Here is a 25,407-nt window from a genome sequence, read left to right as displayed (position 1 = left end):
AGGCACGCCCTCACTCTGTTTGAAAAAGGCCATCATAAAAGCGGCGCATATTCCGCAGCCCCCGGCGGATGGCAACGCTGACCTTGCTGCTGTGGACACCCTCTATCCGAGAGATTTCCGGCTGCTTGATACCGGCAATGTAGTAGGCGTGAACACGGCGGGCCTGTGTCGGAGTGGCATGAGCCAGAGCCACCGGCAGAGCTGCAATCAGGTATAGGCGGGTGGTCTTTTCTTCTCGTTCCAGCAAAATATCTTCCGGCGATCTGCTGTGTTCCAGTGCGTAATTTTCCAGCCAGCTGTATGCGTCCAGAGAGTAGTAGGCGCGGTGGTAGACTTTCCGGCGCTCATAATTCTCCATCTCCCGCTGGGCCTGATACATCGCTGCCCATACCTTGTCTGTAACATCCACAAACTCGTCATGCCGGTAGTGGGGATACATCCACCGCAGATTGATTGTTTTCATAGGCTTACCTCCTGAAAATCGGAGAGGCGGGCAGCTTGTCCGCTGTCCGCCCCTCGCTGAGATAAGGGAAATAATCCCTTTCACTTGGTAGCCCGAAAACAGGTCATTCGTTAAGCCTGTTCTCAGAGAAATTTATAAATTTTTTTCTGACCGCCTCCACACTTTGATAAACAGCCACTTTGGAGCAGCCGCACAGCACACCGATCTCTGCAAGGCTCAGCCCGTCAAGCGCATAGAGCAGGAACCGGCGGCGCTGGGCCTCGGTACAGGTGTCCAGAACAGCCATCAGCTCATGCAGCGTTTCCATGCGGCAAAGGTGTTCCTCCGGCGTTTCGCCGTAGACCCCTACACCCTCGGTGGTAATGATGTACTCGTCAAACTCCCGGCCATCCCAATGCCGCCGCTGTTCATGGAAGAGGTTCTCCGTTTTATGATCGGCCCGGTCAAGAAATTCATAGACTTCCAGCGTAACCTCCACGGCCACAGCTTGTCCGTTATAATTGATGGTAACTTCCATCTGCCTTTCCTCCATTCAGATTTTTTTAGTAAATCTGAATGGGGCGGCGGGGAGCGGCACCGGGGCCAGGGTTCGGGCCATGCTGGCCCGATGTTCCGGCTCCATAGGGACAAAAAAGCGCCCGGACAGCAAAAAGCTATTCGAGCGCAAAAACTCCAATATTCACTTACAGAATGACAATTTTCGCACCGGCTACCAGACGGGGCCTGTTCGTTGACTGGGCTTTTTTTGACGGTAGTGAAATATCGTCTGAATTTGTCGGCGGTCAATGTGCTTCATGGCGGTTCCCTCCAAAAGCCGCCGTGTCAGCGTGTAGTCGTCACTCCTTTGTTGAGGGCATAAGGAACGGCGGCCTTGATGTTACTCAAAACCGCCGCAGTACCCGGAAAATCCATTATGGGCGCACGAAGCTGCCTGCCCTGCAACGGTTTTTTTCTTTCCCCGTCTTGCGGGGCAGGATCGCTTGTCTTATTTGGTTTAGGTTTGTTCCTGTTCGGCTGCCTCTTTCAGCCGTGAAAAGCTCTCATCGCTGATGATGTGTTCAATCCGGCAGGCGTCAGCCTCCGCAGTCCTGGGGTCAACGCCTGCGGCGATAAGCTGCTCGGTAAAGAAGCAGTGACGCTCGTAGATTTTTTCGGCTACCTCGCGGCCCACATCGGTCAGATGGAGAAAGTGATCTTCGTCCATAGTGAGAAAGCCGCCGTCCCGCAAGATAGCCACTGCATGGCACACGCTGGGCTTTGACACCTCCATGTGCCGGGCCACATCTACGGAGCGTACCATACCGCGTTTCTTTTGGAGAACAAGGATGGTTTCCAGGTAGTCCTCCCCGGACGCATGAAGTTTGTTCTTGCTGCTCATTATGCCAGCTTCCAGTTTTTAATAGATTTCTCTTTTTCCCACATAGTTTGATAAAGCGGCACGGTCTGCAACAGTTCTTCATGTTTCCCACAGCCTTGCAATATGCCGTCAGATAGGACAAGTATCTGATCTGAATTTTGGATATAGGACAAAGTGTGTGATACAAGGAACACCGTCTTGCCCTTAATCATTTCTTCTATGCCCTTCTGTATTGCTACGGCATTTTCGGCATCCAGACTGGACAGCGCCTCATCTAAAAGAATGATCGGGGAATCTTTCAAAATTGCCCTCGCAATAGCGACGCGCTGACGCTCTCCACCGGAAAGGCTTGCGCCGCCCTCGCTGATAACCGTTTGATAGCCCTGTGGGAGCTTTTCTATAAATTCGTGACAGTGAGCCTTTTTTGCCGCCTCTACCACCTGCTCGTCCGTTGCGCTCTGGTTTCCCATTCGGATATTATTCATCATGGTATCCTGAAAAAGATATACTTCCTGAAAAACGACACTCACATGACGCACCAGATCACTATGCTTTAATGTTGCCGCATCTTTCCAATTCAACAGAATCCGCCCGTTTTTCGGCGTCACGAATCCCGGAATTAAATTAAGGAGAGTGGATTTGCCGCTTCCAGAAGGACCCACCAATGCAGTGATCGTTCCGGGTTTAGCTGAAAAACTTACATGACTAACTGCGTCACGCTTTCCATCATAGCTAAACGATACATTTTCAAACCGTACATCGGCTTGTGTATCTGCAAACTGTGTAGTTCCCTGTTTTTCATTTTCGGTCGGCAGGTTGTTGATTTCTGCTATATTATCCAACGATGCGTTTGCAAGATTCATCATGGCAAAGGAACCCATCAGAGCTTCCAGCGGACGGTAAAAAATAATACCCATGATTGCAAAAAACAAATAGGTTGCCGGGGCTAATGAACCAGAACGAACCATTGCAATGCCAACACCCAAACTCAAAAACAGGCCCAGATTCAGGCAGATTTTATAACCCATGCTCCAATTCGTCAGCGTCGCTTCATAACGGTCAGAAGCCGTGCAATATCCGTTCACCTGCTTCTCCACGAGCTTACCGGATTGCTCCAGCCGGTATGCCTTGATCGTTTCCATGCCCTGTACATATTCCAGCGTGGAATCAATCATTGCCACCTGCGTATTTTTCTTCTGCTCTCCCAGTTGAACCATGCTCTTTTGAAACTGCTGGTAGAGGATATAGCCGGGGATGATCCCCGCAAACAGAAGAAGCGCCATACGCCAGTCCACACTAAGCAGCATCAGAGCAAATACAACCGTCATGATCATGCTGGAAACGAAACCGGCAATAATCTCCATGATATTCATTTCCACGAAACTTAAATCAGTTGTAAACAAAGATGTAAGCTGGCTGATCTTGTCTTTTGTAAAGTAGTAGAGCGGAAACTGTTTGATTTTCGCCGCAATCGAAAGACGTTCATCCCGCATCATGGCATAAGATACCGGGCGCTGTTTTGCAATCGTAAAGTAATAAAAAACAAAATGCAGGACAGTATAGACCAGAAACATAAGGCTATACTGCATCAGTTTTTCCTTTGTAAACGAGCCGCCCAAAATATCTTTTATCGCAAGGAACAGCATGAAATATATCGCGCCCTCACAAATTGAGGTCAACGCCTGAAACAGCCACGCAAGATAAAGCTGCTTTTTGCGCTCGCCTGCAAGGTCTAAGAATTTCCTTATCATAGCAATCATGCGTTTACACCTCCCATTTTCCATTGATCGGATTGTTCAAAGGCCGCCCACATATCCTGATACGGGGAGCAACGGTTTATCAATTCATCATGTGTGCCGCAGTCAATCACTTTGCCCTGTTCCAGAACCACAATCGAATCAGCTTCCTTGATACTGGAAAGACGGTGCGCTATTACAAGTACGGTTTTTCCCTCTGATAATTTAGCTAGCGCCTTTTGCAGTAAATCTTCATTGTCGGCATCAATGTAAGCCGTTGCCTCGTCAAGAATCACGACCGGCGCATTTTTCAGAATCGCCCTTGCCAATGTGATTCTCTGTTTTTCACCGCCGCTCAACTTGGTTTCCTTGTCTATCACTGTGTCATAGCCCTTTGGAAGCCGCATAATAAAGTCGTGACATACGGCATCCTTGGCTGCCTGCATCATTTCTTCCTCCGTGGCCTCTGGGTTTCCCATCATAATGTTATCCCGGATGCTCTTTTTGAACAGGAACGTATTCTGGGTCACAAAGGAAATCTGGGACATCAGATCGGATAGCGGAATCTGGTTCAGCGGTACGCCGCCCATACAAATCTGTCCCTCGGTTATATCCCAAAACCGGCAGATCAGGCTGGCCGCTGTACTTTTGCCGCTGCCGGAAACACCGGCGAGCGCCGTTACTTTTCCGTCAGGAACAGTAAATGAGACATCTTTTAATACCGGCTGTTCTTCCCCATAGGAAAATGTAACGTGTTCAAACGCAATCGTGTGGTCGGCAAGTTCTGCCTTTGAGGTCGTATCCGCCATTTCATCCAGCTTCAGAATTTCGTCTATCTTTTTTGCAACAGAGGCGTTCATGCCGATATAATCAAAGTTATTAGAAACAGTTTCCAACGGAATCAGCATGGCAAGCCCCATAAACAGATACATAATATAGCTGGCCGCTGTCACGCTGCCGGAGAGGTACATCAAACCGGCAAGCGGAAACAGGAACACAAGGTTGCTGTTTAAGTCGGTATGATTGAAAGCAACATATTTCAAGCAGCTTTGGAACCACTCTGTTACAACGGTGCTGTAAGTGCGGATGCTTTCTGACAGGCGGCCATAAGTGGATTCGTCGGCAGCAAATATCTTCAGTTCTTTCATACCGTTGACATATTCCACCGTCTTAACGCTGACATCGGCAAACGCCTGATTAAATTCGTCCATTTTTTTCATCTGAACGATAATCATAAGAATACCGACAAGAATAAACAGAACGACCGGAATCAGCATGATACCGGCTACCCTGATGTCCAATATCACCAGCAGGATTTCCATACACAGCGGTACAGCGAGGCCGGAAATAATCTCTGGAATGTTATGGGCGTAAAATGTCTCCAACTGTTCCATATTGTCCATAATGATCGTTTTGACCTGCCCGGATGCCGTTGTTTTCACATAGCCCATTGGTAAGCGGGCAATTTTACGGAACAGCTTTTTACGGGTTTCCCCCAATGTCTGGTAGGCTACCTTGTGAGAGATTTTTGTGCCGGTTCCAAACAGCAGATGTTTCAAAATGATTGCTGCGGCAATCAGGCACACATATTGAAAAAGGTTCTCTGTCCGTTCATCCAGGAAACAGGTCACAATACCCCAAACGCCTAAATAGGGCAGGATGCCGCACAAAACAGACAGGACGCAACAGATCACCGCACCAATCAGGCGGCGCTTATTTCTCTTATCAATTAGTCCAAACAGGGCTTTTACATCACTCATTACAATTCATCTCCTCCTTGCGGAATAGTGAAATTCCAAAATCTGTCCGATACTCCATTTTGCCAACCAGGTATAGCAATAGTTCCATGACTTTAATACGCATAAGGTAATTGCGGTACTGTTCCGGCAGCAAGAGCAGTTCGGTAAAAATATGCTCCACACTTTTTGTTGCGGGTGCTATAAAGCATCCGCCCGCTGTAAAAAGTCCTTGAAAATCCATGTCCTCGTCAAACGCGATTGTCCCCAGCATGATATTCAGGCTGTTTATGATCTGCGGCAGATAAGCCACCACTGAAACACCAACAAAAGGTTCTTCTCCAAAATCACAGCTTTTCAGGTGGCTTGCACCATTGAAAACAGAAATATAATGGTCGCTCATAATCATCTCCGGCTGGTCGCTGAACAGCATATTCACTCGCCCATGAAAGCAATAGGTGACTTCAATAAAACGATCTATACATTGGATATTTTTTTGAATTGGAGTTGTGATATGAACATTGCTATAAACAATTTCAGCACCAGGCATCACTTCAAAGCTCTGCATGGTGCCTTTCCCAAATTTGGGAGAAATTGTATATATCTTTGAATCCTTTTCAACGGAACAGTTACCAATCAGCTCATGGAAGAACAGGAGGTCATTTTCCATTCTCCTCAAGGTTCTGCCTCCTTTCTGACCGCAAGAAAAAATCATGTAGTCGATGCAGATTGTCGGGGGAAAGTGGGTAATCTTCCTGCTGTTTTCCGTTATCTAAATGAATCACTCTTGTACAGGCTGCCGCTAAAAATTCGTAATCATGGGTTACAACAAAAATTACCTTTCCCATTTTGGAAAGCGTTTGAAATAACCCCGCAACCTGAATCATGCTGTCATAATCAAGTCCGCTAGTTGGTTCATCAAAAATTAAAACATCCTTACGGCATACCATACTGACCGCCACGGCTGCACGCTGCTTCTGCCCCCCGGAAAGTGTATTGGGATGATGAGTACGGTACTCATAAATACCCAGCCGTTCCATTGCCTGTTTTGCTGCATCCAGATCAGGATGTTTAATTCCAAATACACATTCCTTTTCCAATGTATCGGCAAATAACTGATAGCTTACGTCCTGCATCACCATATAGGAGCGTTTTAACCGGCTCTTTGCGTTCAGTTCTTTACCATCCCAAAGAATTTGTCCCGTACAGTTTGTGTGCAGGCCGCATAGTGTTCTGGAAAATGTAGATTTCCCGGCTCCGTTATGGCCGATAATTCCTATGATTTCTCCCGGTGCCGCACTCAAATTCAAATCGTCCAGAACCAGTTTTTTCTTATAGAACAAGGATAAGTTCCTGACTTCCAAAATCGGCTTTTGAGAATTTTCAGCAAAGGCCCTTGGCTGTACCTTTGACAAATCTAAAGCGCGAAGTCCCATACTATGCCGCTGTTCTTCAGGAATAGAAAGAAACTGGCTTGGAGAAAACACAGCAGATATAGCCCCGTTTTCCATATACGCAATGCGGTCAACTAATTCCCTCAGATAATAAATCCTATGTTCTGCAATTAGAATGGTCTTGCCTTGTTTCTTTAGGAGTTCAAGTGTACGCCGCAAATCCTCAATAGCATCCATATCCAGATTGGACGATGGTTCATCTAACAAGTAAATACTCGGAGACATAGCATAGATGGACGCAAACGCCACCTTTTGTTTTTCACCGCCAGACAATTCAAATATGCTTCTCCCCGTCAGATGTGCTATATCTAAATCCGCAACTGTCTTTGAAATGCGTTCTTTCATTTTTTCCCTTGGATAAGTCAGATTTTCCATTCCAAAGGAGATTTCACTGTCTGTATCTACATTAAAAAATTGAGAGCGTGGATTTTGGAATACAGACCCCACATACTCGGACACTTCATATATGGGATAATCCTGTATATTTTTACCGTCAACATAGGTTGTTCCGGTGACTTCTCCCGGATAAAAGTATGGAATCAGGCCATTCACAAGACGGGTCAATGTGGTTTTCCCACAGCCGCTTCGCCCACACAACAGCACACACTCGCCTTTGTTGATTGTCAAATCAACATCGCGCAGTCCGCCATTTTGTAATGATTCCTGATAGGTAAAAGAAACCTTGTCAAAACGGATCATTAGCCTGCACCCCCTTTCAATTTCAGCCAGATTGACACTGACATAAACAAAGTGAACAGGATAAAGCATACGGCATCCGCAACACTAAAGTGGATTTCCTGCAAGCAGGTTCGGGGCTTCGGATTTTCCAGCCCCCTTGTAACAGCCGCCGCCGACAATTCATCCGCCACTTTCAGTGCTGACATCATCATCGGAACATAGATACATTCCACTGTTCGGGCCGGATGGGTCAGCAGACTTTTGACGGTTGGAGCTACATCGCGCATCCGCATGGCGTCGCTGATATAGCCCCAATCCTCATGCACCATAGGAAAATAGCGGAGCATGACCGTCAGAGGAATAACCATTGCTTTTGGCATATGAATACGGTTCATGGCCGCCATAAATTCATTTACCCTTGTCGTGCTGACTAAAATACCTCCGAGCATGGCACAAGGAAAGATTTTACGGATAAATACGGTAAATGTTACAATCGCAATCTGCAAAGTCCCTGTCAAATAATTTGTTCCAATGATATGCAGAACAACCATTCCCGCATAGACAGCAGCCATTCTTACCGTAAACCGCTTTGCTCCTACAAGGATGCCGAGAATCACAACGCATACAACCAGCGCAATCTCATAGAGTAAAGAGGGCGCAAGGAACAACGCAACATTTCCGACGATCAACAGATATAGTTTTGTGCGAGGGTCTAAATGTAATGTGGCAAGTGTGTCTTTTGTTTGCAGTTGCATCTCCATTACACTACTCCGGCCTTTTCAAAATGCTTTTTCAATAGTTTCTGGCCTACAAGACCGCTGATAGCAGCACAGATCAACACGCCGATAATCATTGCCGGGAGCATCCAGTTTTGCGCGGTTGAAACCATTGTGTCCATATAGGTCTGTTCTGTTCCCTTTTCTACCAAATATTGCACATAGGCGTCGCGGTCAAACCAAAGCATACCGTAGGAGAAAACTGGGCTGAGAACAAAAATCATGTAGGACAACAGGTTACGCCCTTTGTTTCTAAAGTTCCCGGAACCGGCCAGCAGATCGGCCACAACGCCGAGAATACAATATGCCAAACACATAGACCAGTACATACCGAGTACGAACAGTACACCTCCTACCAAAATACCGGTGACAATGATTGGGCCATGCTTCGGCACCTTCGCCAGTATCAGCATATAAACCGGGCCGCACAGCAGCGCAATAGACAGCGGGCAAAGGAAAGTCAGTACAGGGAAGAACCCAAAGATAGCCTCGCCAATCATGGCGCATACCATGTACAAAGCAGCAAGGATGCCGGTGGTAATCAAATCACGCACAGACAGCCCTTTTTTCATTTGTTGTGAATTAGACATTTTCAACGTCCTCCTATTTATTATTTGCTGGCAGAAGCCTCATTGACCTACGCACAAAATCGTGATAGAATTGCTGTGATTAGAGTCAGCTAACCAGCCAGTAATGTCATTCTACTCAGTGATTTTTTGGGTGTCAAATCCGGCAAAAAAGGTCAAAACAGGAGTTAAAAGTGGAAAAACAACCGGATATATCAGTGCTTTTTGTGGTTTTGCTGACAGCCTTTGCGACATTTTGGAGCATAAAAAAAGATACTGCGGATTATTCCGACTACATAAGAAACGGGGGTGAGCAGGATGCAGACCGATTCTACACAGGCCGCGCACGAATTAGGGGATGCTTCTTTTTATCTGCATGATTATCATTTTCGACAGGATAATCATAATGGAATCTGCACCTTGCAGCCGCAAAACAGACAAGGCTATGGAAATATCTATCAGGTTCAACCGACAGATGGATTATTCCTGTCAACCGGAAGCTGGATACCATACGCCTCAATGGAACGCAAATATGAGATCAATCAAAAGCTGGTGAAAATTTATTATTTGGAATCCGGCGGTGTTACCCTGATCCAGAATGGGCGGAAAGCCCAACCTATCACAGAGGGAATCCACCTTTATCTAAATAAGCCGTCACAGGGGCGAGTATTATATCAACCCAATATACCAATCAGCTATGCGTCAGTTTTGCTGTTTGAAGATTACATAGAGAAAAATCTGCAAGACCGTTTTACCCCGGACGATTTTGACTATGCAGAGGTTTATGATTGGAAAGCTTTTGATTATAATACCCCGGAAATTGGAACCCTGTTTTTGCAGATACGGGATAAACTGATTGCTGGCGAAACCTCCCGTCTTTACTACGAAAGCAAAGTAGGTGAACTGCTTTCTATTGTGGCAGGCAACTTTCATAAACAGCGACAGGAGATAGCATCTAAACACCAGTCTCTTTCCAAACAAGAGAAAAAGGCGCTGGAATCTGTACGTCTGGCTATTGAACAGAATATTTTAAACCCACCAGAACTCTCGCAGCTTTGCAAAATAGCAGCAATGGGGCAGACCAAACTTCGAGAATCATTCAAAGCCATGTATGGTGTTCCTATTGGGGCTTATATCCGACAGGCAAAAATGCGGTATGCGCTTTTATTGATGTCAAAACCGAATTTGACAATCGGCAATATTGCAGAGCATTTGGGCTATGCCAATGCAAGTAAATTTGCGGCCACTTTCCGTAAAGTTTATGGAAAATCCCCAGAAGAATATAGGAATCAAAAAAGATGAAGTCAGTCTATTTACACTAACTTCGTCTTTTTGATTATATTGTAATTTATTGTTAGGGAATCAGTCGTTAATCAATTCTGCTAATATGATTTCTTCTGCCTGCGCTTTCAGCGTGTTCATCAGCCCCATCCAGCGCATAGGGTCACAGGCTTTCAGTTCCTCCGTGACACCCGCAACTTCCATCATGTGAGGCAACATGGTTTCCACACGCCCCTGTGCTGTCCGCTCAATCTCTAACAGGTGTGGATACAGCTTCTCGCTCATCAGCAGATGGTTGTAGAGAATGGGGCGATGTTCCTTTAGGTAGGATTTTCGCATTCTGCCGTACTTGCCGATAGAAGTTTCCGGCTGTTCAGAAAGTTTTAGGTTGGGTATATCATAATCTCCACAACGAATGTAAGTCAACTTACTCATATTCATTCTCCTTTGCTTCGTGATGATTAGACTGCTGCGCTGGCTGCTATGCTGCCTTTGCGTGGTTCTTCTTTCGGCAGCTGTCCGACAGTAGAAAAAACGCCTTTTTTCATATCCTCAGCCCGGATCAGGGCTTTCTTAGCGTCCATTTCCGCTTTTTTCTTCGCCTTGATTTTGTCCTCATACTGTTTCTGTGCGCCGCTGGCTTTCCGCTTCAAATAATTCTGATGAAGCCTGTCCTTGCGTTCTTCTTTTTTCTGCAGTTCTTCCTGTTCCTCCGGGGTTAAAGGAACCGGCTGTAAGGATGGTGGGATATAGCGTCCTAAAAAATTGAAGTAGATTTCAATTTCCTGCGTGGTGTCCTGGCTGCCTTTTCGGGCGCGTTCGTGGACAAGGATTTTCTCTACAAACTCGTTGAGCATGGTGTTTGTCAGCGTGTCAAAATTCTCATACTTATCAATCAGGGCTATAAATTTCTCTGCGGATTTCTGGCTCTGCTCATAGCCGGTAACAGCCTTTTCCAGCTCCGCAATTTCAATCTCAAGTGCGTCCTGCTCTTTGGCATACTGTGCATCAAGCGCCCTATATCGTGCATCCGACAGCTTGCCGAGGGCATTGTCCTCATAGATTTTGCAAATCAGTTTTTCCAGTTCTCCGGTTCTCTTTTGAGCAGCAGCCAGACGCCTGCGCTTTTTCGATATATCGGCACTCTGTTGAGCAACCTGCGTTTCCTGAACGGTGTGAATAAATTCCGTCCGGTCATTTCTGGAATATTCAGCGATAGCCCGGAGCGTGTCAGAAACCAATGTCAGAACAGCACTCTCATTGATACGGTGTTGTGTAGGGCATAGTGTCCCACACGGAACTTTGGTATAATTGGAACAGGTATATTGAGAAATCCGCCTGCCATTGTTGATGCGGTGGACATACATCTTGCCGCCACAATCGGCACAATAGAGCAAACCTGTGAGGGGAGCCGCTTCGCCCCAGCCGTTTGGATAACGCCGTACATTGCTGCGGATTTTCTGCGCCAAATCAAAGGTCTGCTGGTCGATAATGGCTTCATGGGTATTCTCAAAGATCGTCCATTCATCCTCAGAAACATAGTGGCTTTTCTTGTCCTTAAAGTGCTTGCGGGTCTTGAAATTGATGGTATGCCCTAAATACTCTCGTTTTTTCAAAATGTTCACGATGGTAGATGATCCCCATCCATAGGGGTCTTTGACCGGCTTTGAACGGTTCACACCTTCGTTGAATCGGGCAAGGTGTACGACAGGAATTTCAATCCGGTCTGCGGACAACTTGCAAGCGATCTGATAAGGCCCATATCCCTCCAGCGTGAGGGAAAAGATACGGCGTACCACTTCGGTGGCTTCCTCATCTACCAGCCAATGTTCCCGCTTTTCATCCCACAAGTAGCCGTAAATCACGGTGCCTGTCAGGTGCTTACCGCTCATGCCTTTTGACTTAAACACAGATCGGATTTTCCGGCTGGTGTCGCGGGCGTAAAACTCATTCATGATATTGCGGAAGGGCGTAAAATCATCGTCGCCTTTCAGACTGTCCACGCCATCGTTGATGGCAATTAACCGTACGCCGCGCTGCCGCAAAATCTCCATGACCTGGCCGACTTTCAGATAGTCACGCCCTAACCGGCTCATGTCCTTGATGACGATTGCCTCTACACGCCCTGCCTCCACTTCCTCCATCATCGCCAAAAATCCGGGGCGGTCAAAACGGGTGCCTGAGATACCATCATCGGTAAAGTGCGTAGGGTTGGGCAGCCCATTCCGGCGGGCAAAATCCTCTAACATCTGCTTTTGGTTGGATATGGAATTGCTCTCGCCCTGTAACTCATCGTCCCGGCTCAGGCGCTCGTACAGTGGGGTAATTTTTTCATTTCTCATGGCTGTACCTCCTGATACAAAAATGCTCTAAGTAATTGCTTCACTAACCATGACAAAATCATGATTAAGAAGTCACTTAGAGCATATATCACCCACCATCGCCATGAGCGTATTCATGTCCTTCTATACGATGGTAGACGGGCTGTTCGTCTCGAACCTGATTGGAACCCGCGATTTGTCCGCCGTGAAATACTGGCGGCGCTACTGCTATTGATTCCAGGGGGGAGTATTTTGAAGCTGGTGATTCTGCCGGCCGTAATCGCGGGAAAATGGCTTCTGTGCCTGTGGAGCGGCCTGGGCCTGGTTTTCCTGCTCTTTTGGCTGAAAGGGAAGCAGTTCGGGGGCAATACCGAAAGGTGGGACGATTTCTTTCTCACCCTGCCGCCGAAAAAGGTGGAGCAGTATGCGATTGGTATTTATCTGGCCGCCGCGCTGTTCTCGTCCGGCGTCAGTTATTGCGTCCTGAAATGGGCGGGCTTCCAGCACAGCCTTTTGATCGCGGGCGCGCTGTTCGTGGTCGGAGCCTTGATTACAGAATACCGGTGGTTCACGAAAAAGCGGGACTATGTGTTGAAGCGGTATCAGGAGATCCCGCAGACAATTTTGGAAAGAAGAAACGGAGAAAACAAAATGGATGGACAGATCGTATTGAGAGAATACCAGACATCAGACCGCCCGGCTTTGATCGAGATCATCCGGGAGACATGGCAGTATGACAAGTTTGCCTCCCCCAAGACGGCGCAGAAGCTGGCGCGGGCCTATCTGGACAGCTGCCTCACCAACCAGACCTTTACCCAGGTCGCGCTGATGGATGAAGTCCCGGTAGGGATCATCATGGTCAAAGACCGCAGGGAGAAGAGATGCCCGTTCCGCCTCAGACTGCGGATGCTCCTCTCCGTGGCGTCGCTGTTCCTGTCCAAAGAGGGGCGTATGGTCACCAGGTTCTTTTCCGGCGTGGAAGAAATCGACCGGCAGCTCCTCCAGGACACCCAGACCGAGTACCAGGGGGAGATCGCGTTCTTTGCAGTTAATTCCAGATACCGGGGCATCGGCCTGGGGAAGAAGCTGTTTGATGCCGCGCAGGATTACATGAGGACCCAGAGGATCCGCAATTTCTTCCTGTTCACAGACACCACCTGCAATTACCCGTTTTATGAGCGCCGGGGCATGGAGCGCCGCGGGGAGCGCGTCCACACCTTTGCGGCAAAGGGGAAATCCGGGACCCTGACCATGTTTATTTACGATTCGTTCATAAAATGTTAAGACAGTTTCTGTCGTTTCTCCCCTTTGCGTATGATAAAATAATTCCCACGGCTCAACGATAAAGAGGTGTCTTTTACGAAATCCAGACAGCGCATCCTGTTCCTGACCGCAGCGGGGCTTCTGATTGTCGGAGGTGGATGGTTCCTATACTCCACCGGCTTTTTCCAGGCGGCGTCCTCTCAGGAATCCCTGCGGGCCTACATTGACGACTTTGCGCCATACTCCCACCTGTGTTTTTTCCTGCTCCAATTTCTCTCTGTCGTGCTGGCTCCGATCCCCAGCAATATTACCGCTGCCGCGGGCGGTGTTCTCTTTGGAACATGGCCTTCCTTTTTCCTCACCTTCGCCGCAGTAGTCGCCGGTTCTCTGCTGTTGTTCTGGTTGGCCCGGGTGCTGGGCCGGGACTTTGCCGGGCGTTTTGTCAGCCGGAGGCTGTCTGAAAAATATCAGCAGATCCTCCAGACCAAGGCTCCGGTGTTCCTCACTCTGGCGTTCCTTTTCCCCTTTTTTTCCAGACGATCTTCTGTGCATCCTGGCCGGCCTGTCCTCGCTCTCATTCCGCCGCTTTGCGGTGATCGTCCTGCTTGCCCGCCCCTGGGGACTGCTCTTTGCCAGCGCCCTGGGCGGCGCCGCCTTTCATGTCTCTCCGTGGGCGATGGTTTTGATCGGTGTAGCGGGGTTAGTCCTGTTTCTTCTGGGGATGAAATATGGGGATCAGATCGAAGCGGCCATCCTGAAGCGCCTATCCCGGCGGAAAGGCAATGATGCGGCCTGCTGATTGTGGCAGAGGGTCCGGTCCCTTTGGCTCAATGAGAATAGCGACTGTGGACAGCCCCAACAAGGCGGCCGCTTCCGGATTTCTGGCGGCGCTGTCTTGTTGGGGCGTAATCCTGCTTTGAGACAACTGGGATTGTGTTGGGCCGCGGGGCGGCTTGCCTTTTATTTGAACTTCCCCTATACTATAACGATGGATATATTTTGTATGAAACGGAGAATTTGGTGATTCTTGATGAATAAAAAAGATTTGAAAATGCGGCCGGTAGGCAATGAATATCTGGAACAATATAACGCCCTGCTGCGCTATGTATTCCAGGTGACGGATCAGGAACTCAGTTCCGTGGGCTGGCAGGAGAAGGAGATCATCCGGGCGAAATTTCCAACCATGCAGAAAGCGGACGTGATCGGCTGGTTTGACGGCGACACCCTGGTTTCCCAGGTGGCGGTCTATCCGATGCGCGTCAAGGTTTTTGGGAAGACTTATTCCATGGGCGGCCTGACGGGAGTGGGGACCTACCCGGAATACTCCAATATGGGCCTGATGCACAAGCTGCTGGAGCAGGCCCTGAAAAACATGAGGGAGAAAAAGCAGTATATCTGCTATCTCTACCCCTATTCGATCCCCTATTACCGGCGAAAGGGCTGGGAACTGATTTCGGACAAGATTTCGTATGAGATCAAGGACTATCAGCTTCCGAAAAACCACCAGGTCGCCGGCAGCGTGCGCCGGGTGAAGGCGGACGGCGAGGAACTGAAGGAGACCTACGCCCGCTTTGCCGAGCATACCCACGGAGCCATCCTCCGGGATGAGCTGGCCTGGAACGAATACTGGCTCTGGGACCGGGACGATATCATGGCGGCAATCTACTATAACGAGAATGAGGAGCCGGACGGGTATATCATCTACTGGATCGAAAATGAAGTCTTCTATATCAAGGACATGATCTTCAACCATGAGGAGGCCCGCACGGGGCTGTGGAACTTTGTTTCCGCCCACTTCTCCATGATCGACCGGGTGGAGGGCAGCACCTATACAGACGAGCCGCTGGCCTTCCTGCTGGAGGACGCCAGCATCAAGGAGTCCATCTCCCCCTACTATATGGCGAGGATTGTGGATTTCCCCGCGTTCGTCGCGGACTATCCCTTCAAGGCGGACGGTACGGAGCGGGAGTGGCGCTTCTCCATGACGGACCCGATCATGGAGTGCAACCAAGGCTCGTTCCTGCTGAAGATATCAAAGGACGGCAGGGGGACGGCTGTAAAGATCTCCGAGCCGTGCGCCGACAGCATCAGCATCCAGACCATGACGACCATGCTGATGGGCTATAAGCGCCCGGACTACCTCGCCAAAATCGGGAGAATCCACGCCGGCGGGGAGACGATTGATATGCTGGAGGACGCGATTGAACAGCAGCCGCCCTATATATCCGACTATTTCTAAACAAAAGGGGGGATATCGTTGCGGCACACATATCGAGCTTTTTTGAAGAAAGGAATTGACCTTGCGCCGCTGGGGATTGAGAAATGGGCGGATGACATTGCCTATTTCTGTACGCCCAGGGGGGCCAGAATCATAGGCGGGGCCGGAGTGGACGGCATCCATTACTGCTTTGTCCAGGGATTTGGCGAAATGGTTTTCGCGGTCAGTCCCATGAATCCGGCTCCTCATTATGTGCACCCTCTGGCGTCAGATTTCTTGGATTTCCTGCGGCTGCTCCTGGCCTGCGAAGACAGCGCGGCTCTGGAGCAGGCGTGGCAGTGGGATCGGGAGCAGTTCGAGACATTCCTGCGTGAAAATCCGGCCACGAAAGAACAGAGGGCGGTGCTGGCGCAAATCACGGAGCAGATGGGGCTCAGCCCCATGGAAAATCCCTGGCAGTATCTCCGGGAGCTGCAAGATTCCTTCGATTACAGTCAAATCAAATATACAGAGGAGTTCTACGATCTGGATATGAACCCGGACGCTCCGCAGCAGACACCGGAGTGGAACGTCTATTTTGAAGGCAGCTTTTGGGAGTGCTGTAATAGAACCCGTCCTGGAAAAGAACTGGTTGTCCAAACAGAATTTGAATGGGCCGGCCATCACTGGCTGATCCCCTCTGCTTATATCTGCGGAAAGGGACTTGTGGTTGATTTCTGCATGAGGGTTGAGCCGTCCGACATCCTGGTATTTATGGAGAAATGGGACCTGAGCTTTGAAAATGAGGCATCCCGGGAGTCTTCAGAGGATGAACGGATGCGGTTGGAGCTGGATGATCCGATGCAGATGGACTTTGACTCTGTATTGTGGTTGAACGGAAGGAAACTAAGCCAGCGTTGCGGATGTGGAACCGGCTATAACCCCTGCCTGCCTCCGGAAGCCGTCGATTATGAAAGCAAACTGGTTCTGGAGCACTATGGATTGGACACGAACTTCGGGTGGATGATCTGGCGCTACAGTTACCCCTGGGCAACGAAGCGGCCGTCGAAACTCCGCACGCTTGCGGTGTCCATGATCCAGGAAAACGTCTCGATTCCAGGCCCGCATTTCATGGTTTCCCGCCCCGGAGACACCTTTACATTTCCCTACTGCGGCCAGGAGTACATATTGACGGTACAGGAATATGTGGCGCGGACGGCGGACATGAGCAGTATAGTGGAGGCAGGGACGGAGTACCCGGAGTACTATGTCGCCATGAGCTATACTGTTGCGCCGGAACTTCCGGATGGCGTCATGAGCCTTGCAGACTGCGACGACGGAGATCGGCCAAGGCAAGCCCCCTGCGCCCCGGATCAGCCGAAGGTTTCCTCGTCCGCAGTGGTGATCGGGTTTATCGGCGGTGTGGATGGCCCGGCATCCACTTTGGCTGGAGAGAAACAGGGAAAGCTCCGGGCGGCCTGTTCTTCCTTGCGCTTCGCTCCGGTGGAGGATGTGGAATGGCGGATAATTTTCCACGAAAAGCAGTTTGAGGACATGACCTTGGAGTTGATTCCGTCAAATGAGGCCAAACGTTCCATATCTGGAAGATAGAACGTGGCTGAGGGACCCGCACTCTGATCGTCAGGTTAAAGTATATACAGTTTAAAAACCCGTTGCACATCAAAGTGCAGCGGGTTTCTTGATGCCGGAGTTCTTCCATCCAGGGATTCCCTGTGCTATAATAGCGTCAACATGACCAAATCAATTCGGTGAGGAAGATGGATTGTGGGTGATACTTACCACTGATCTTCCGGGACAACGGCTCAGCCCTGAGTATGGGGGCTGCCAACTTTGCAACAGAATGGGCCGCCTGTGCCCAAAAGGGTTTTAAATGCGAGGACGAAGTATGGTTGCTAAAAAGCGTAAATTGATATTGATTATGGGCGCAGTTTTTTGCCTTGCCGGCTGTGTTTCAATGCCAGGGCAAGGAGCTTTTGGAGAAGAAACCTTTTCGGCCGCAGAAGCGGCGTCTGCGTATGAAACTGTTTCAGAAAGCATGGCACAGGCAGAATTCGAGAATATGGGAGGCTACACAGTCTCTGTCAGTGGAGCATTGGATGATGATTTTAGGGAGTACCAAATCTATAAAACAGACGAGTACAATGTCGTGTCTTACCAGGGGTATGATGCAGAATACCTCTGGTATGAAGGGTGGCTGTATTGCGATAAAGATAAAAATTTGACTTACCGCGATATGTCATGGGATGAATTTAATATGGAGGAGTATGCGTTGCAGCAGTGGGCGTTTGCACAACAGATGCTGGGACGGGACGATGCGGAATTGACTTATAAGTACATTCCGATGGCCTCCGGCAATCAATATCTACTCACTGCGGAATACGATGAAGCGGTACTGGACGGACAGTCCGTGCGGTTTGTTCAGCTTTCCTTTTATTTGGATCAGAACGGGGCATACGGTGGGTTTGGCCTGAGTTGGCAAAAGCAGTACGGAGAAACCTACCGTGCGATTTCAATCTCATTCTTTCCGTATGAAGGCTCTACATCCTTACAAGCAGAACGGCGTGTATGGTCTTTCGGAAATAGGTTGGGGCTCACGGAAGAGGCTGTCCCTGCGCTGAGCGACCAGGAAGCTCACCGTCAGCGAAGTCTCGCGGTAATCAAGAGCCTGGACTTTGGAGACCTCAGAAAAGAATCTGCGTATCAAGAGAATTTGTCTATTCCCGTAATCAAATAAATTCACCAATATACTAATCAAATCAGTTCAGCGAGGAAGATAGACTATGGGCGATATTTACCATTTTCAAGTGAACCTGGGCGGGATGCTGGATGTGCTGTCCAACCACCTCTATAAAAGTCCGGACGTGTTTTTGCGGGAGCTGCTGCAAAACGGCGTGGACGCCGTCACCCTGCGCCAGAAGGAACAGCCGGGCTGGAACGGCGGCAAGCTGACCATCCAGGTGGACCCAGGCCACCGGCTGATCTTCCGGGACAACGGTGCGGGCCTGAGCGAGGAGGGCATCCACCGTTTCCTGGCGGTCATCGGTCAGTCCTCCAAGACGGAGCTGGTCAACGGCAAGATCCCCGAGGACTACATCGGCCGGTTCGGCATCGGCTTGCTCTCCTGCTTCATGGTATCGGACTCCATCGTGGTCCACACCCGGCCCGCCGCCGGAGGCCCCGCTCACATCTGGACCGGGCGGCCTGACGGCACCTACACCCTGGAGCCGCTGGAGGACTGCCCCGTGGGGACGGCGGTGATCCTTACAGCCAAGACCGGCATGGTGCATTACTTCCAGCCGGAGAAGGTCGGGGAATTGGTGCGCTATTACGGCCTGGCCCTGCCGGTGCCTGTCTATCTGGACGGCGACCCGGAGCGGCTCAACCGCATCCCCGCCGACTTTGCCGGCATCAGCCACGGCCAGCTCCTGGCCTTTGGAGAGTGGCTGTTCCACGAGGAATTTTTAGACGCCATCCCCATCCAGATGCCCCATATCAGCGGCGTGGCCTATGTGCTGTCTTACCCGACCGATCCGTCTGTGAAAAGCGGACACCGCATCTATCTCAAGCAGATGCTCCTCACCGAGCGGGGTGATACCCTCCTGCCGCCCTGGGCCTTCTTTCTCCGGTGCTTCCTCAACACCCGCGGCCTGCGCCCCACCGCCTCCCGGGAGGATTTCTATGAGGACGGGGAGCTGGAGCAGGCGCGGAGAGAATTTGCCCAGGCGATCCGCGACTATCTGTCCCGGCTCTCCCAGGTGGACGCCGAGCGCCTGCGGAATCTCGTGCGGGTCCATGTACAGGCAATCAAGGCTATGGCGGTCTGGGACGAGGAGCTGTTCCGCATTTTCATCGACTACCTGCCCTTTGAAACCAGCGAGGGGACCATGACGGGCGCGGCGCTGAAGCAGTCCGGGGAGGCGTTCTGGGTCAATTCTGTGCCGAGGTTCAAACAGCTCCGCTCCCTCTTCCTTGCCCAGGGGAGATTACTGGTCTGTACCGGCTATGTCAGCGACCAGGAGCTGGTCGAGGCGCTGGCCGAGCGGTTCGGCCTCCCCATCCGCCCACTAAGCGAGGACCATATGGCAGAGGTATTGGAGGATGTTTCCCCCGCCGAGCTGCGGCGGGCCTCCCTATTGCTCCAGGCGGCTGACAACGCCCTGCGCACCCACGATTGCCAGGCTCAGCTCTGCCGCTTCCTCCCCGCGGATCTGCCTGCCCTGTACGCCATGAGCGACCAGGTCCAGTTTCTGCGCCAGATCCAGTCCGCCCAGGAGCACACCTCCGGCATTTTCTCGGACGCGCTGGCCTCCATGCTGGCGGGGATTGAGGAAACGCCTCTCAGCAACCTCTACCTGAACGCCAACAGCGCCCTGGTCCGCCGGCTGATGGGCGTTCAGGACCGCCCTCTTCTGGAGCAGACGGTCAAGATCCTCTATGTTCAGGCTCTGCTGGCCGGGGGGCACCCCCTCCAGGGCAGGGAACTGCACACAATGAATCAGGCGTTGCTGGCCCTGCTGGAGCGCGTCGCCGGGACAGAAGATACAGGGGGCTCAATTTGATCCCCCTCTTGCAAAGAAGGAGGGAAAGAACCATGGAATCTATGTATCAGAAATGGTTGAGTACAGAGGCGGAGTGGATTGGGTCCTATTGCCGCCGGACGCGCAAAAACAGCCTTTTGAAGATCACGCCGCTGACGCTGGCGCTGTCCGCGCTCCTGTTCGGCGGCCTCGCAGTTTTGGGGGATGGTATAGATGGTCTCCTTACGGGCGTGGCCGGGGGCCTGGTTTTGGGGGGTGTGGTGTGCACCTTTTATCTCGCCATTTTGTTTGTCAGCCTCCGCCCCAAGCGGTACATCCGAAAAATTGAGCAGTGTGTCCAGGAGGCCGGTATCGGAGAGATGGAACAGGAGCAGTTGGGGCAGGAAATGCTGGACGCCCTGGAGCATGAGGAGCAGGTGATGTCCTATGAGATGTGGGGGCCGAATGTGAAAGGCACCCCGGCCAGATTGCTCATTACACATAATTATGTGTTCCAGGAGGGGAGCGCTCCCTATGCTGTTCTGGTCCGGCGGAGCGACATTGCGGAGATTCGGCTGGGCTCTGAACGAAAAACGGCTGTCACCCGCGGGGCCAAGACGAAAACCTATCATCATTTCACCCTCTATTCCATCGGCTTTTACCGGAAGGACCGCTTTGAGCGCGGGCTTGATGGGGAGGGCTTGCCTGATACAGCGATGGGCTTCTTCCAGGAGGAGCTGAGGGACGCCGCCGCGAAGATGCTGGAAGAGAGCGGCATGAGGATACAGGCCCCGGAGAAGTAGAGAGGACGGGAGGTGCAGAGTATGGTTGAAAACGGATTTGACGGCGATCAGCTGGCTTTGGCGATAACACGGCTCCCCCGGGGCAAAGTGCGGATAGAGGCGTATCAGGAGGCCGTCCGGCTGGCGGACGCCGCCCAGGATACCTATTGGCAGCTTGGATTTCGCTTCGAGTATGCCGCTGAGTTGTATTTTCAGGACGATCCGCCCAAGTGTATTCCCGTGGCGGCGGAGTTCGGCCCCATCTTTGAGAGCGCGCCTGCTGAGATCCGGACGAACGACGCGATGGTGCAGGCATACCTGATGATCACCCAGATGGGGGTAGACGTGATGCAGGACCTGCCGCAGATCCCGATGCCCCAATATGAGGAGGCGCTGGAACACTATCATAAGCTCACCAAGCGTTTTGGCATGGGCTGGCGCACTTATCTTTGGCAGATGTACAACCGCTGGGAGTATGCCGATTCGAACCGTGCGTTGGAGTACATGGAACGTGTCTGGCAGACCCCGATAGACGACTCCTATGGCGACTGCATGGCCTGTGAATACTCCAAAGCCGTTGTATCATATGTGCGCCTGGGCAGGCTGGAGGACGCCAGACGGTATGCCACACCCCTGGAAACCTTTCGCATCCACCCGTGCGAAAGCTCCTTCCAGCGGATGTGGGCCGCTTATCTCAACGCTGCCCTGGACAACGGCGATTTGGAGACGGCTGCCTCGCTTGCAGAAAAGCTCTATAAAAAGGGCAACCGCAACCGGACGGACCTGTGCTTTTTAGGCCCTGTCCTGCGCTGCTGGGGAATGACCAACTCCGACCGGGCGGTTTCCCTCTTTTCCCGCCGACTGGAATGGGCCCTGGGAATGTGGGATCAGAAGCTGGTCTATGACTTTCTCAAAGGGGCGTGGGTATGCTTCCGGACTCTGGCACAAAAGCGGGAGCGGGTCAAGATGAGTCTTCCGAACCAATTCCCCCTCTGGCGGGAGGACGGGAGGTACAGCACGGAGGAGCTGTCTGACTGGGCCTACCGGCAGGCGTCGGAGATTGCACAGAAATTTGACAGGCGCAACAACAGCAGTTGGTTGACAGCGGACTTGGGCAGGGCCTGATACGGCACTTTGACAAGCTCGGCGGCAATCCTTTAAACGACGGATTTTCTCTGCAATATTTAACCTCCTCGTTGGTTGGCACACCAATCTTCACCGTAGTAGGTTTTCTGTTTCAACGCACAGCCGAGCGCAAAAATATATAAAAGGACATTCAGTATTGGTTACGTCTCTAGGCAGCTTGTTGGTAAAGGTGGATTGCATAGGAATGGTCTTCAAACAAAAATAATTTTTCCCACGATGCAATAAAACACTTTGTCTGTGCGTTATATAGATGAACAGCAAGAAACAGCCCCCCGAAATTGCTGAAATAACAACGAGGAGGACTTTCCAATGAAAAAGAACTTTCCCAAGATCCTGGCAGGCTGCACCGCTATGGTGCTCATGACCGGAACGCTGCTCGTTCCCTCAATGGCAGTGAATGCCTCCGCTTATCAGGCGGTTCCCCAACTCCAGCAGGCGTCTTATATCGGCGAGGCCAAGGCGAAGGAGATCGCCCTGAGTCATGCCGGCGCGGATGCCTCCAAGGTGTCCTGGATCTTTGTCAAGCAGGACTACGACCATGGCCGTGTGGAGTACGATGTGGAGTTCCTGATTGGGAACAAGGAGTATGACTATGAGATCGACGCCGCCACCGGCGCTATCCTCGGCTTTGACTACGATATTGAGTGGTATATGACCGGTACCGGAACGATTTCCCAGTCCAGCGCCGATATCGGGGCCGAAAAAGCCAAGTCCATTGCCCTGAAGCACGCTGGCGTGACCGCCTCGGATACTGTGTTCCTCTATGCCAAGCTGGATTATGAGAACGGTCTCCGGGTGTATGATGTGGAGTTTTTCTCCGGCAATAAGGAGTATGACTACGAGATTAACGCCGCCACCGGGGACATCGTGAGCTTCGATCAGGATATTGAATGGTATGCGGCGGGCGGCTACCAGGCCCAGGCCAATACCGACATTGGCGCGGAGAAGGCCAAGTCCATCGCCCTGGAACACGCTGGCGTGGCCGCGGCGGACACGGTATTCATCAATGTCGAGCTGGACTATGACGACGGCATGAGAGTGTACGACGTGGAATTCTTCTCCGGGAACAAGGAATATGACTACAAGATTGACGCCGCCAGCGGCGCGATCCTGGGCTTTGACTTTGATGTGGAGTGGTACACGGTTTCCAGCAAGGCCAGCGACTACATCGGCGAGGCGAAAGCGAAGCAGATCGTGGAGCAGGCCGCCGGTACCACGGGAGTCTACACCGAGTTCAAGCTGGAGGTGGATGACGGCCGTGTACTTTACGAGGGCGAGATGCGCAGCGGCTGGATGGAATATGAGTTCGAGATCGACGCTGTGACCGGCGCGATCCTGGACTGGGATGCCGACTGGGACTGACCGCCACCCTCCAGATCAGATTCACTAACTTCTTGCAATCTATCAAACGAGATGGTAAAATAAAACCAAACGAGCGGTGCCCTGCACGTAAGACCAGTTACGTGCAGGGCACTATTTTTCTTTACATAGGAGTTGTATTTGCTATGCCAAGGACAGAATTTTAAACTTTCCAGTGCCCCCTGCACATTCGAAATGAGAAAATTTGTAATCGCGTTAATAGGGCGAATTCAAAATCATTTAAAATCGAATTGACTGCTATATATGCGAGAGCTTAAACAAAATGTACGAAAAGGGACACCGCATCGAAGCGGTGCCCCTTTTCGTGTCTGCGTGTTTTTAATCGGTATAGATAATGCCGCAGCAGTATGCCTGACGGACAATCCGGCCATCATCTGTGTGATAACCATGAGTGGGACGCTGTTCTGGATTGACTGATGCCCTATACAATTCCAAAACAACATGTTAGACTGGCATTGACCGCTGCAAATACATCTAAAGGGTATGAGCTTTTGAGTGCTAATGTAACAGAACGCATATGGGCATTGATGCAGATATTATAAGCAATCGAACAGTCGGAAAGCAGGAGAAGGCCATTTCAGGCGTTTTCTATCTTATACGTTCTGAAAATGGTATTCCATAATATGCTCCCCCTTCGTGTCATGCTCCCCGTTAAAGTGGAAGCCAATCTGCTGATAAAGCTGGATTGCATGGGGATTGTTTTTGTACACACTAAGATACACGGTGTCGCTTTGACACTCTAAACGAAGCCTGTCAAGCAGGGAAAGAGCCGCCTGCCTGCCATAGCCTCTCCCCTGATATTTTTTATCAATCAGCAGCCGGTCCAGCCATAGCTGCCCCGGTACAGGTTCCGGGAAATAACCATACATGGCAAACCCAATCAGCATCTCGCCGTCATAAATACCGACGGGCCGCCAAATATCCAACTCGTCTGCCTCCTGTAAGCACTCGCTTACACTCTCAATAAAACCGACTTGTTCTGAAAAGAGAGACAGACTTTCGATCTCCTTTCGGTTTTCATCATTGACGGATTCAAAATGTAGCTGCCTGAGATTCTCCGTGCTCATATCAAGTTCTCCCTGTAAAATTTTCGTAGATAAAAAACAGAAACTGCTCTGGGCTGCCATTGACCGGCAATGTTACTTCTTCTGTTCCACATAGAAGCATCTTTTGGCCCTCATAAAAACCATAATTGCAAGTGGTGTCTGTGAACACATAGAAATGCTGAATGTTTTCGCTGTTCATATAGCCAGAGAAGCGGCGGTACAGTTCCTTGCCGATCCCTAACCCACGGTACCCTGGATGTATCGCAAGAAAGGTTAGTTCCCCTTCATAGTCTCGTGTTTGCCTGGATAGCAACTTTTCATAAATTTGGTCGATTTCCTCATAAAAATGCCACGCTCTGCGCCCCTCCGCTGTTAGCGAAAGCATCAATAAAGCCCATCCAGCATGTAACCGATACTTTAAGGTTTTATGAGAGGTACGGAAACTGTTCCCCATAATAACCCCTATGGGTTTTTCATTGTACAAGGCTACTTGGGCAAAGGTTTGTTCTGTCAGGCACAGCCGCAGGTAAGCGTTGGAGAGCCGGACGGCGGTGGTAAGACTGTACGATTTTTCATGTCCCCATGTGATATTGATAATATCTGAAAGGGCCTTAAAGTCTCGCGGCGCATATGGCCGATAAGTAATCTGGCCCATTAAAACACCTCCTTAAAGCCAAAAAAGAACCG

At 50.6% G+C, this 25,407-nt stretch carries 23 protein-coding genes; 10 read left to right on the top strand and 13 right to left on the bottom strand.

All coding sequences use genetic code 11. The annotated features are described in order from the left end of the window. Positions 1 to 10: 10 nt before the first annotated feature. The 9 genes from BN1969_RS10590 to BN1969_RS10550 all read right to left on the bottom strand — a co-directional run bounded on the left by BN1969_RS10590 (position 11) and on the right by BN1969_RS10550 (position 8,790). Positions 11 to 463 (bottom strand): RNA polymerase subunit sigma-24, encoded by a 453-nt coding sequence (locus BN1969_RS10590; protein ID WP_050617387.1) that lies wholly within the window; start codon positions 461 to 463, stop codon positions 11 to 13. Positions 464 to 566: 103 nt separating this feature from the next. Continuing rightward, positions 567 to 980, bottom strand: coding sequence for an RNA polymerase sigma factor (locus tag BN1969_RS10585; protein ID WP_050617386.1), 414 nt, complete (start codon positions 978 to 980; stop codon positions 567 to 569). Between the two features lie 477 nt (positions 981 to 1,457). Beyond that, positions 1,458 to 1,841, bottom strand: a complete 384-nt coding sequence (locus BN1969_RS10580; RefSeq protein ID WP_024724761.1) for a metal-dependent transcriptional regulator — start codon at positions 1,839 to 1,841, stop codon at positions 1,458 to 1,460. After that, on the bottom strand, positions 1,841 to 3,580 hold the full coding sequence (locus BN1969_RS10575; RefSeq protein ID WP_024724762.1) for an ABC transporter ATP-binding protein: 1,740 nt from the start codon (positions 3,578 to 3,580) through the stop codon (positions 1,841 to 1,843). The genes BN1969_RS10580 and BN1969_RS10575 overlap by 1 nt, the downstream gene beginning before the upstream one ends. Further along, positions 3,577 to 5,316 carry an ABC transporter ATP-binding protein gene (locus tag BN1969_RS10570; RefSeq protein WP_050004281.1) on the bottom strand — a complete coding sequence of 580 codons (1,740 nt, stop codon included), beginning with the start codon at positions 5,314 to 5,316 and terminating at the stop codon, positions 3,577 to 3,579. Before BN1969_RS10570 ends, BN1969_RS10575 begins: the two co-directional genes overlap by 4 nt. Next, positions 5,309 to 5,971: a hypothetical protein gene (locus BN1969_RS10565; RefSeq protein ID WP_059004508.1), complete on the bottom strand. Its 663-nt coding sequence runs from the start codon at positions 5,969 to 5,971 to the stop codon at positions 5,309 to 5,311. The genes BN1969_RS10570 and BN1969_RS10565 overlap by 8 nt, the downstream gene beginning before the upstream one ends. Next, positions 5,952 to 7,445 carry an ABC transporter ATP-binding protein gene (locus BN1969_RS10560; RefSeq protein ID WP_050004279.1) on the bottom strand — a complete coding sequence of 498 codons (1,494 nt, stop codon included), beginning with the start codon at positions 7,443 to 7,445 and terminating at the stop codon, positions 5,952 to 5,954. Before BN1969_RS10560 ends, BN1969_RS10565 begins: the two co-directional genes overlap by 20 nt. Then, the gene (locus BN1969_RS10555; protein WP_050004278.1) at positions 7,445 to 8,185 is read right to left on the bottom strand and encodes an energy-coupling factor transporter transmembrane component T; all 741 of its coding nucleotides are present in this window, start codon (positions 8,183 to 8,185) and stop codon (positions 7,445 to 7,447) included. The genes BN1969_RS10560 and BN1969_RS10555 overlap by 1 nt, the downstream gene beginning before the upstream one ends. Then, on the bottom strand, positions 8,185 to 8,790 hold the full coding sequence (locus BN1969_RS10550) for an MptD family putative ECF transporter S component (RefSeq protein WP_015533385.1): 606 nt from the start codon (positions 8,788 to 8,790) through the stop codon (positions 8,185 to 8,187). The genes BN1969_RS10555 and BN1969_RS10550 overlap by 1 nt, the downstream gene beginning before the upstream one ends. A gap of 294 nt (positions 8,791 to 9,084) precedes the next feature. Between BN1969_RS10550 and BN1969_RS10545 the strand changes: the two genes are divergently transcribed. Then, the gene (locus tag BN1969_RS10545) at positions 9,085 to 10,068 is read left to right on the top strand and encodes a helix-turn-helix transcriptional regulator (protein ID WP_050004277.1); all 984 of its coding nucleotides are present in this window, start codon (positions 9,085 to 9,087) and stop codon (positions 10,066 to 10,068) included. Positions 10,069 to 10,128: 60 nt separating this feature from the next. Here BN1969_RS10545 and BN1969_RS10540 read toward each other — a convergent pair whose 3' ends face one another. Further along, complete coding sequence (locus BN1969_RS10540; RefSeq protein ID WP_024724768.1) at positions 10,129 to 10,482, bottom strand: TnpV protein; 354 nt, start codon at positions 10,480 to 10,482, stop codon at positions 10,129 to 10,131. Between the two features lie 26 nt (positions 10,483 to 10,508). Further along, on the bottom strand, positions 10,509 to 12,389 hold the full coding sequence (locus BN1969_RS10535) for a recombinase family protein (protein ID WP_050617384.1): 1,881 nt from the start codon (positions 12,387 to 12,389) through the stop codon (positions 10,509 to 10,511). Between the two features lie 240 nt (positions 12,390 to 12,629). On the opposite strand from BN1969_RS10535, the gene BN1969_RS18625 reads away from it, so the two are divergent. From BN1969_RS18625 to BN1969_RS10490, 9 genes are all read left to right on the top strand, one after another. Beyond that, on the top strand, positions 12,630 to 13,652 hold the full coding sequence (locus BN1969_RS18625) for a GNAT family N-acetyltransferase (RefSeq protein WP_242850399.1): 1,023 nt from the start codon (positions 12,630 to 12,632) through the stop codon (positions 13,650 to 13,652). A 66-nt stretch (positions 13,653 to 13,718) separates the two neighbouring features. Beyond that, on the top strand, positions 13,719 to 14,417 hold the full coding sequence (locus BN1969_RS10525; RefSeq protein ID WP_336454707.1) for a TVP38/TMEM64 family protein: 699 nt from the start codon (positions 13,719 to 13,721) through the stop codon (positions 14,415 to 14,417). 244 nt (positions 14,418 to 14,661) lie between these two features. Then, complete coding sequence (locus BN1969_RS10520; protein WP_025543535.1) at positions 14,662 to 15,870, top strand: GNAT family N-acetyltransferase; 1,209 nt, start codon at positions 14,662 to 14,664, stop codon at positions 15,868 to 15,870. Between the two features lie 420 nt (positions 15,871 to 16,290). Next, positions 16,291 to 17,439: a hypothetical protein gene (locus BN1969_RS10515; protein ID WP_242850327.1), complete on the top strand. Its 1,149-nt coding sequence runs from the start codon at positions 16,291 to 16,293 to the stop codon at positions 17,437 to 17,439. A gap of 295 nt (positions 17,440 to 17,734) precedes the next feature. Next, a complete protein-coding gene (locus BN1969_RS10510) occupies positions 17,735 to 18,583 on the top strand; it encodes a hypothetical protein (RefSeq protein WP_050624256.1) in 849 nt (282 codons plus the stop codon). A gap of 46 nt (positions 18,584 to 18,629) precedes the next feature. Next, positions 18,630 to 20,408, top strand: a complete 1,779-nt coding sequence (locus BN1969_RS10505) for an HSP90 family protein (protein ID WP_050624255.1) — start codon at positions 18,630 to 18,632, stop codon at positions 20,406 to 20,408. A 32-nt stretch (positions 20,409 to 20,440) separates the two neighbouring features. Continuing rightward, positions 20,441 to 21,169, top strand: coding sequence for a hypothetical protein (locus BN1969_RS10500; protein ID WP_050624254.1), 729 nt, complete (start codon positions 20,441 to 20,443; stop codon positions 21,167 to 21,169). A 21-nt stretch (positions 21,170 to 21,190) separates the two neighbouring features. Next, positions 21,191 to 22,273 (top strand): hypothetical protein, encoded by a 1,083-nt coding sequence (locus tag BN1969_RS10495; RefSeq protein WP_050624253.1) that lies wholly within the window; start codon positions 21,191 to 21,193, stop codon positions 22,271 to 22,273. A gap of 330 nt (positions 22,274 to 22,603) precedes the next feature. After that, a complete protein-coding gene (locus tag BN1969_RS10490; RefSeq protein ID WP_050624252.1) occupies positions 22,604 to 23,656 on the top strand; it encodes a PepSY domain-containing protein in 1,053 nt (350 codons plus the stop codon). A gap of 611 nt (positions 23,657 to 24,267) precedes the next feature. On the opposite strand, the gene BN1969_RS10485 is transcribed toward BN1969_RS10490, so the two are convergent. Both BN1969_RS10485 and BN1969_RS10480 read right to left on the bottom strand, forming a co-directional pair. Beyond that, on the bottom strand, positions 24,268 to 24,741 hold the full coding sequence (locus BN1969_RS10485) for a GNAT family N-acetyltransferase (RefSeq protein ID WP_050624251.1): 474 nt from the start codon (positions 24,739 to 24,741) through the stop codon (positions 24,268 to 24,270). A gap of 1 nt (position 24,742) precedes the next feature. After that, a complete protein-coding gene (locus tag BN1969_RS10480) occupies positions 24,743 to 25,375 on the bottom strand; it encodes a GNAT family N-acetyltransferase (RefSeq protein ID WP_050624250.1) in 633 nt (210 codons plus the stop codon). Between the last annotated feature and the right edge of the window lie 32 nt (positions 25,376 to 25,407).

Source organism: Clostridium phoceensis, assembly GCF_001244495.1.
In the GTDB taxonomy this organism is placed as follows: Bacteria; Bacillota; Clostridia; order Oscillospirales; family Oscillospiraceae; genus Lawsonibacter; species Lawsonibacter asaccharolyticus.
The sequence above is the reverse complement of the archived record's forward strand: the minus strand, read 5'-3'. Positions and strand labels throughout refer to the sequence as shown.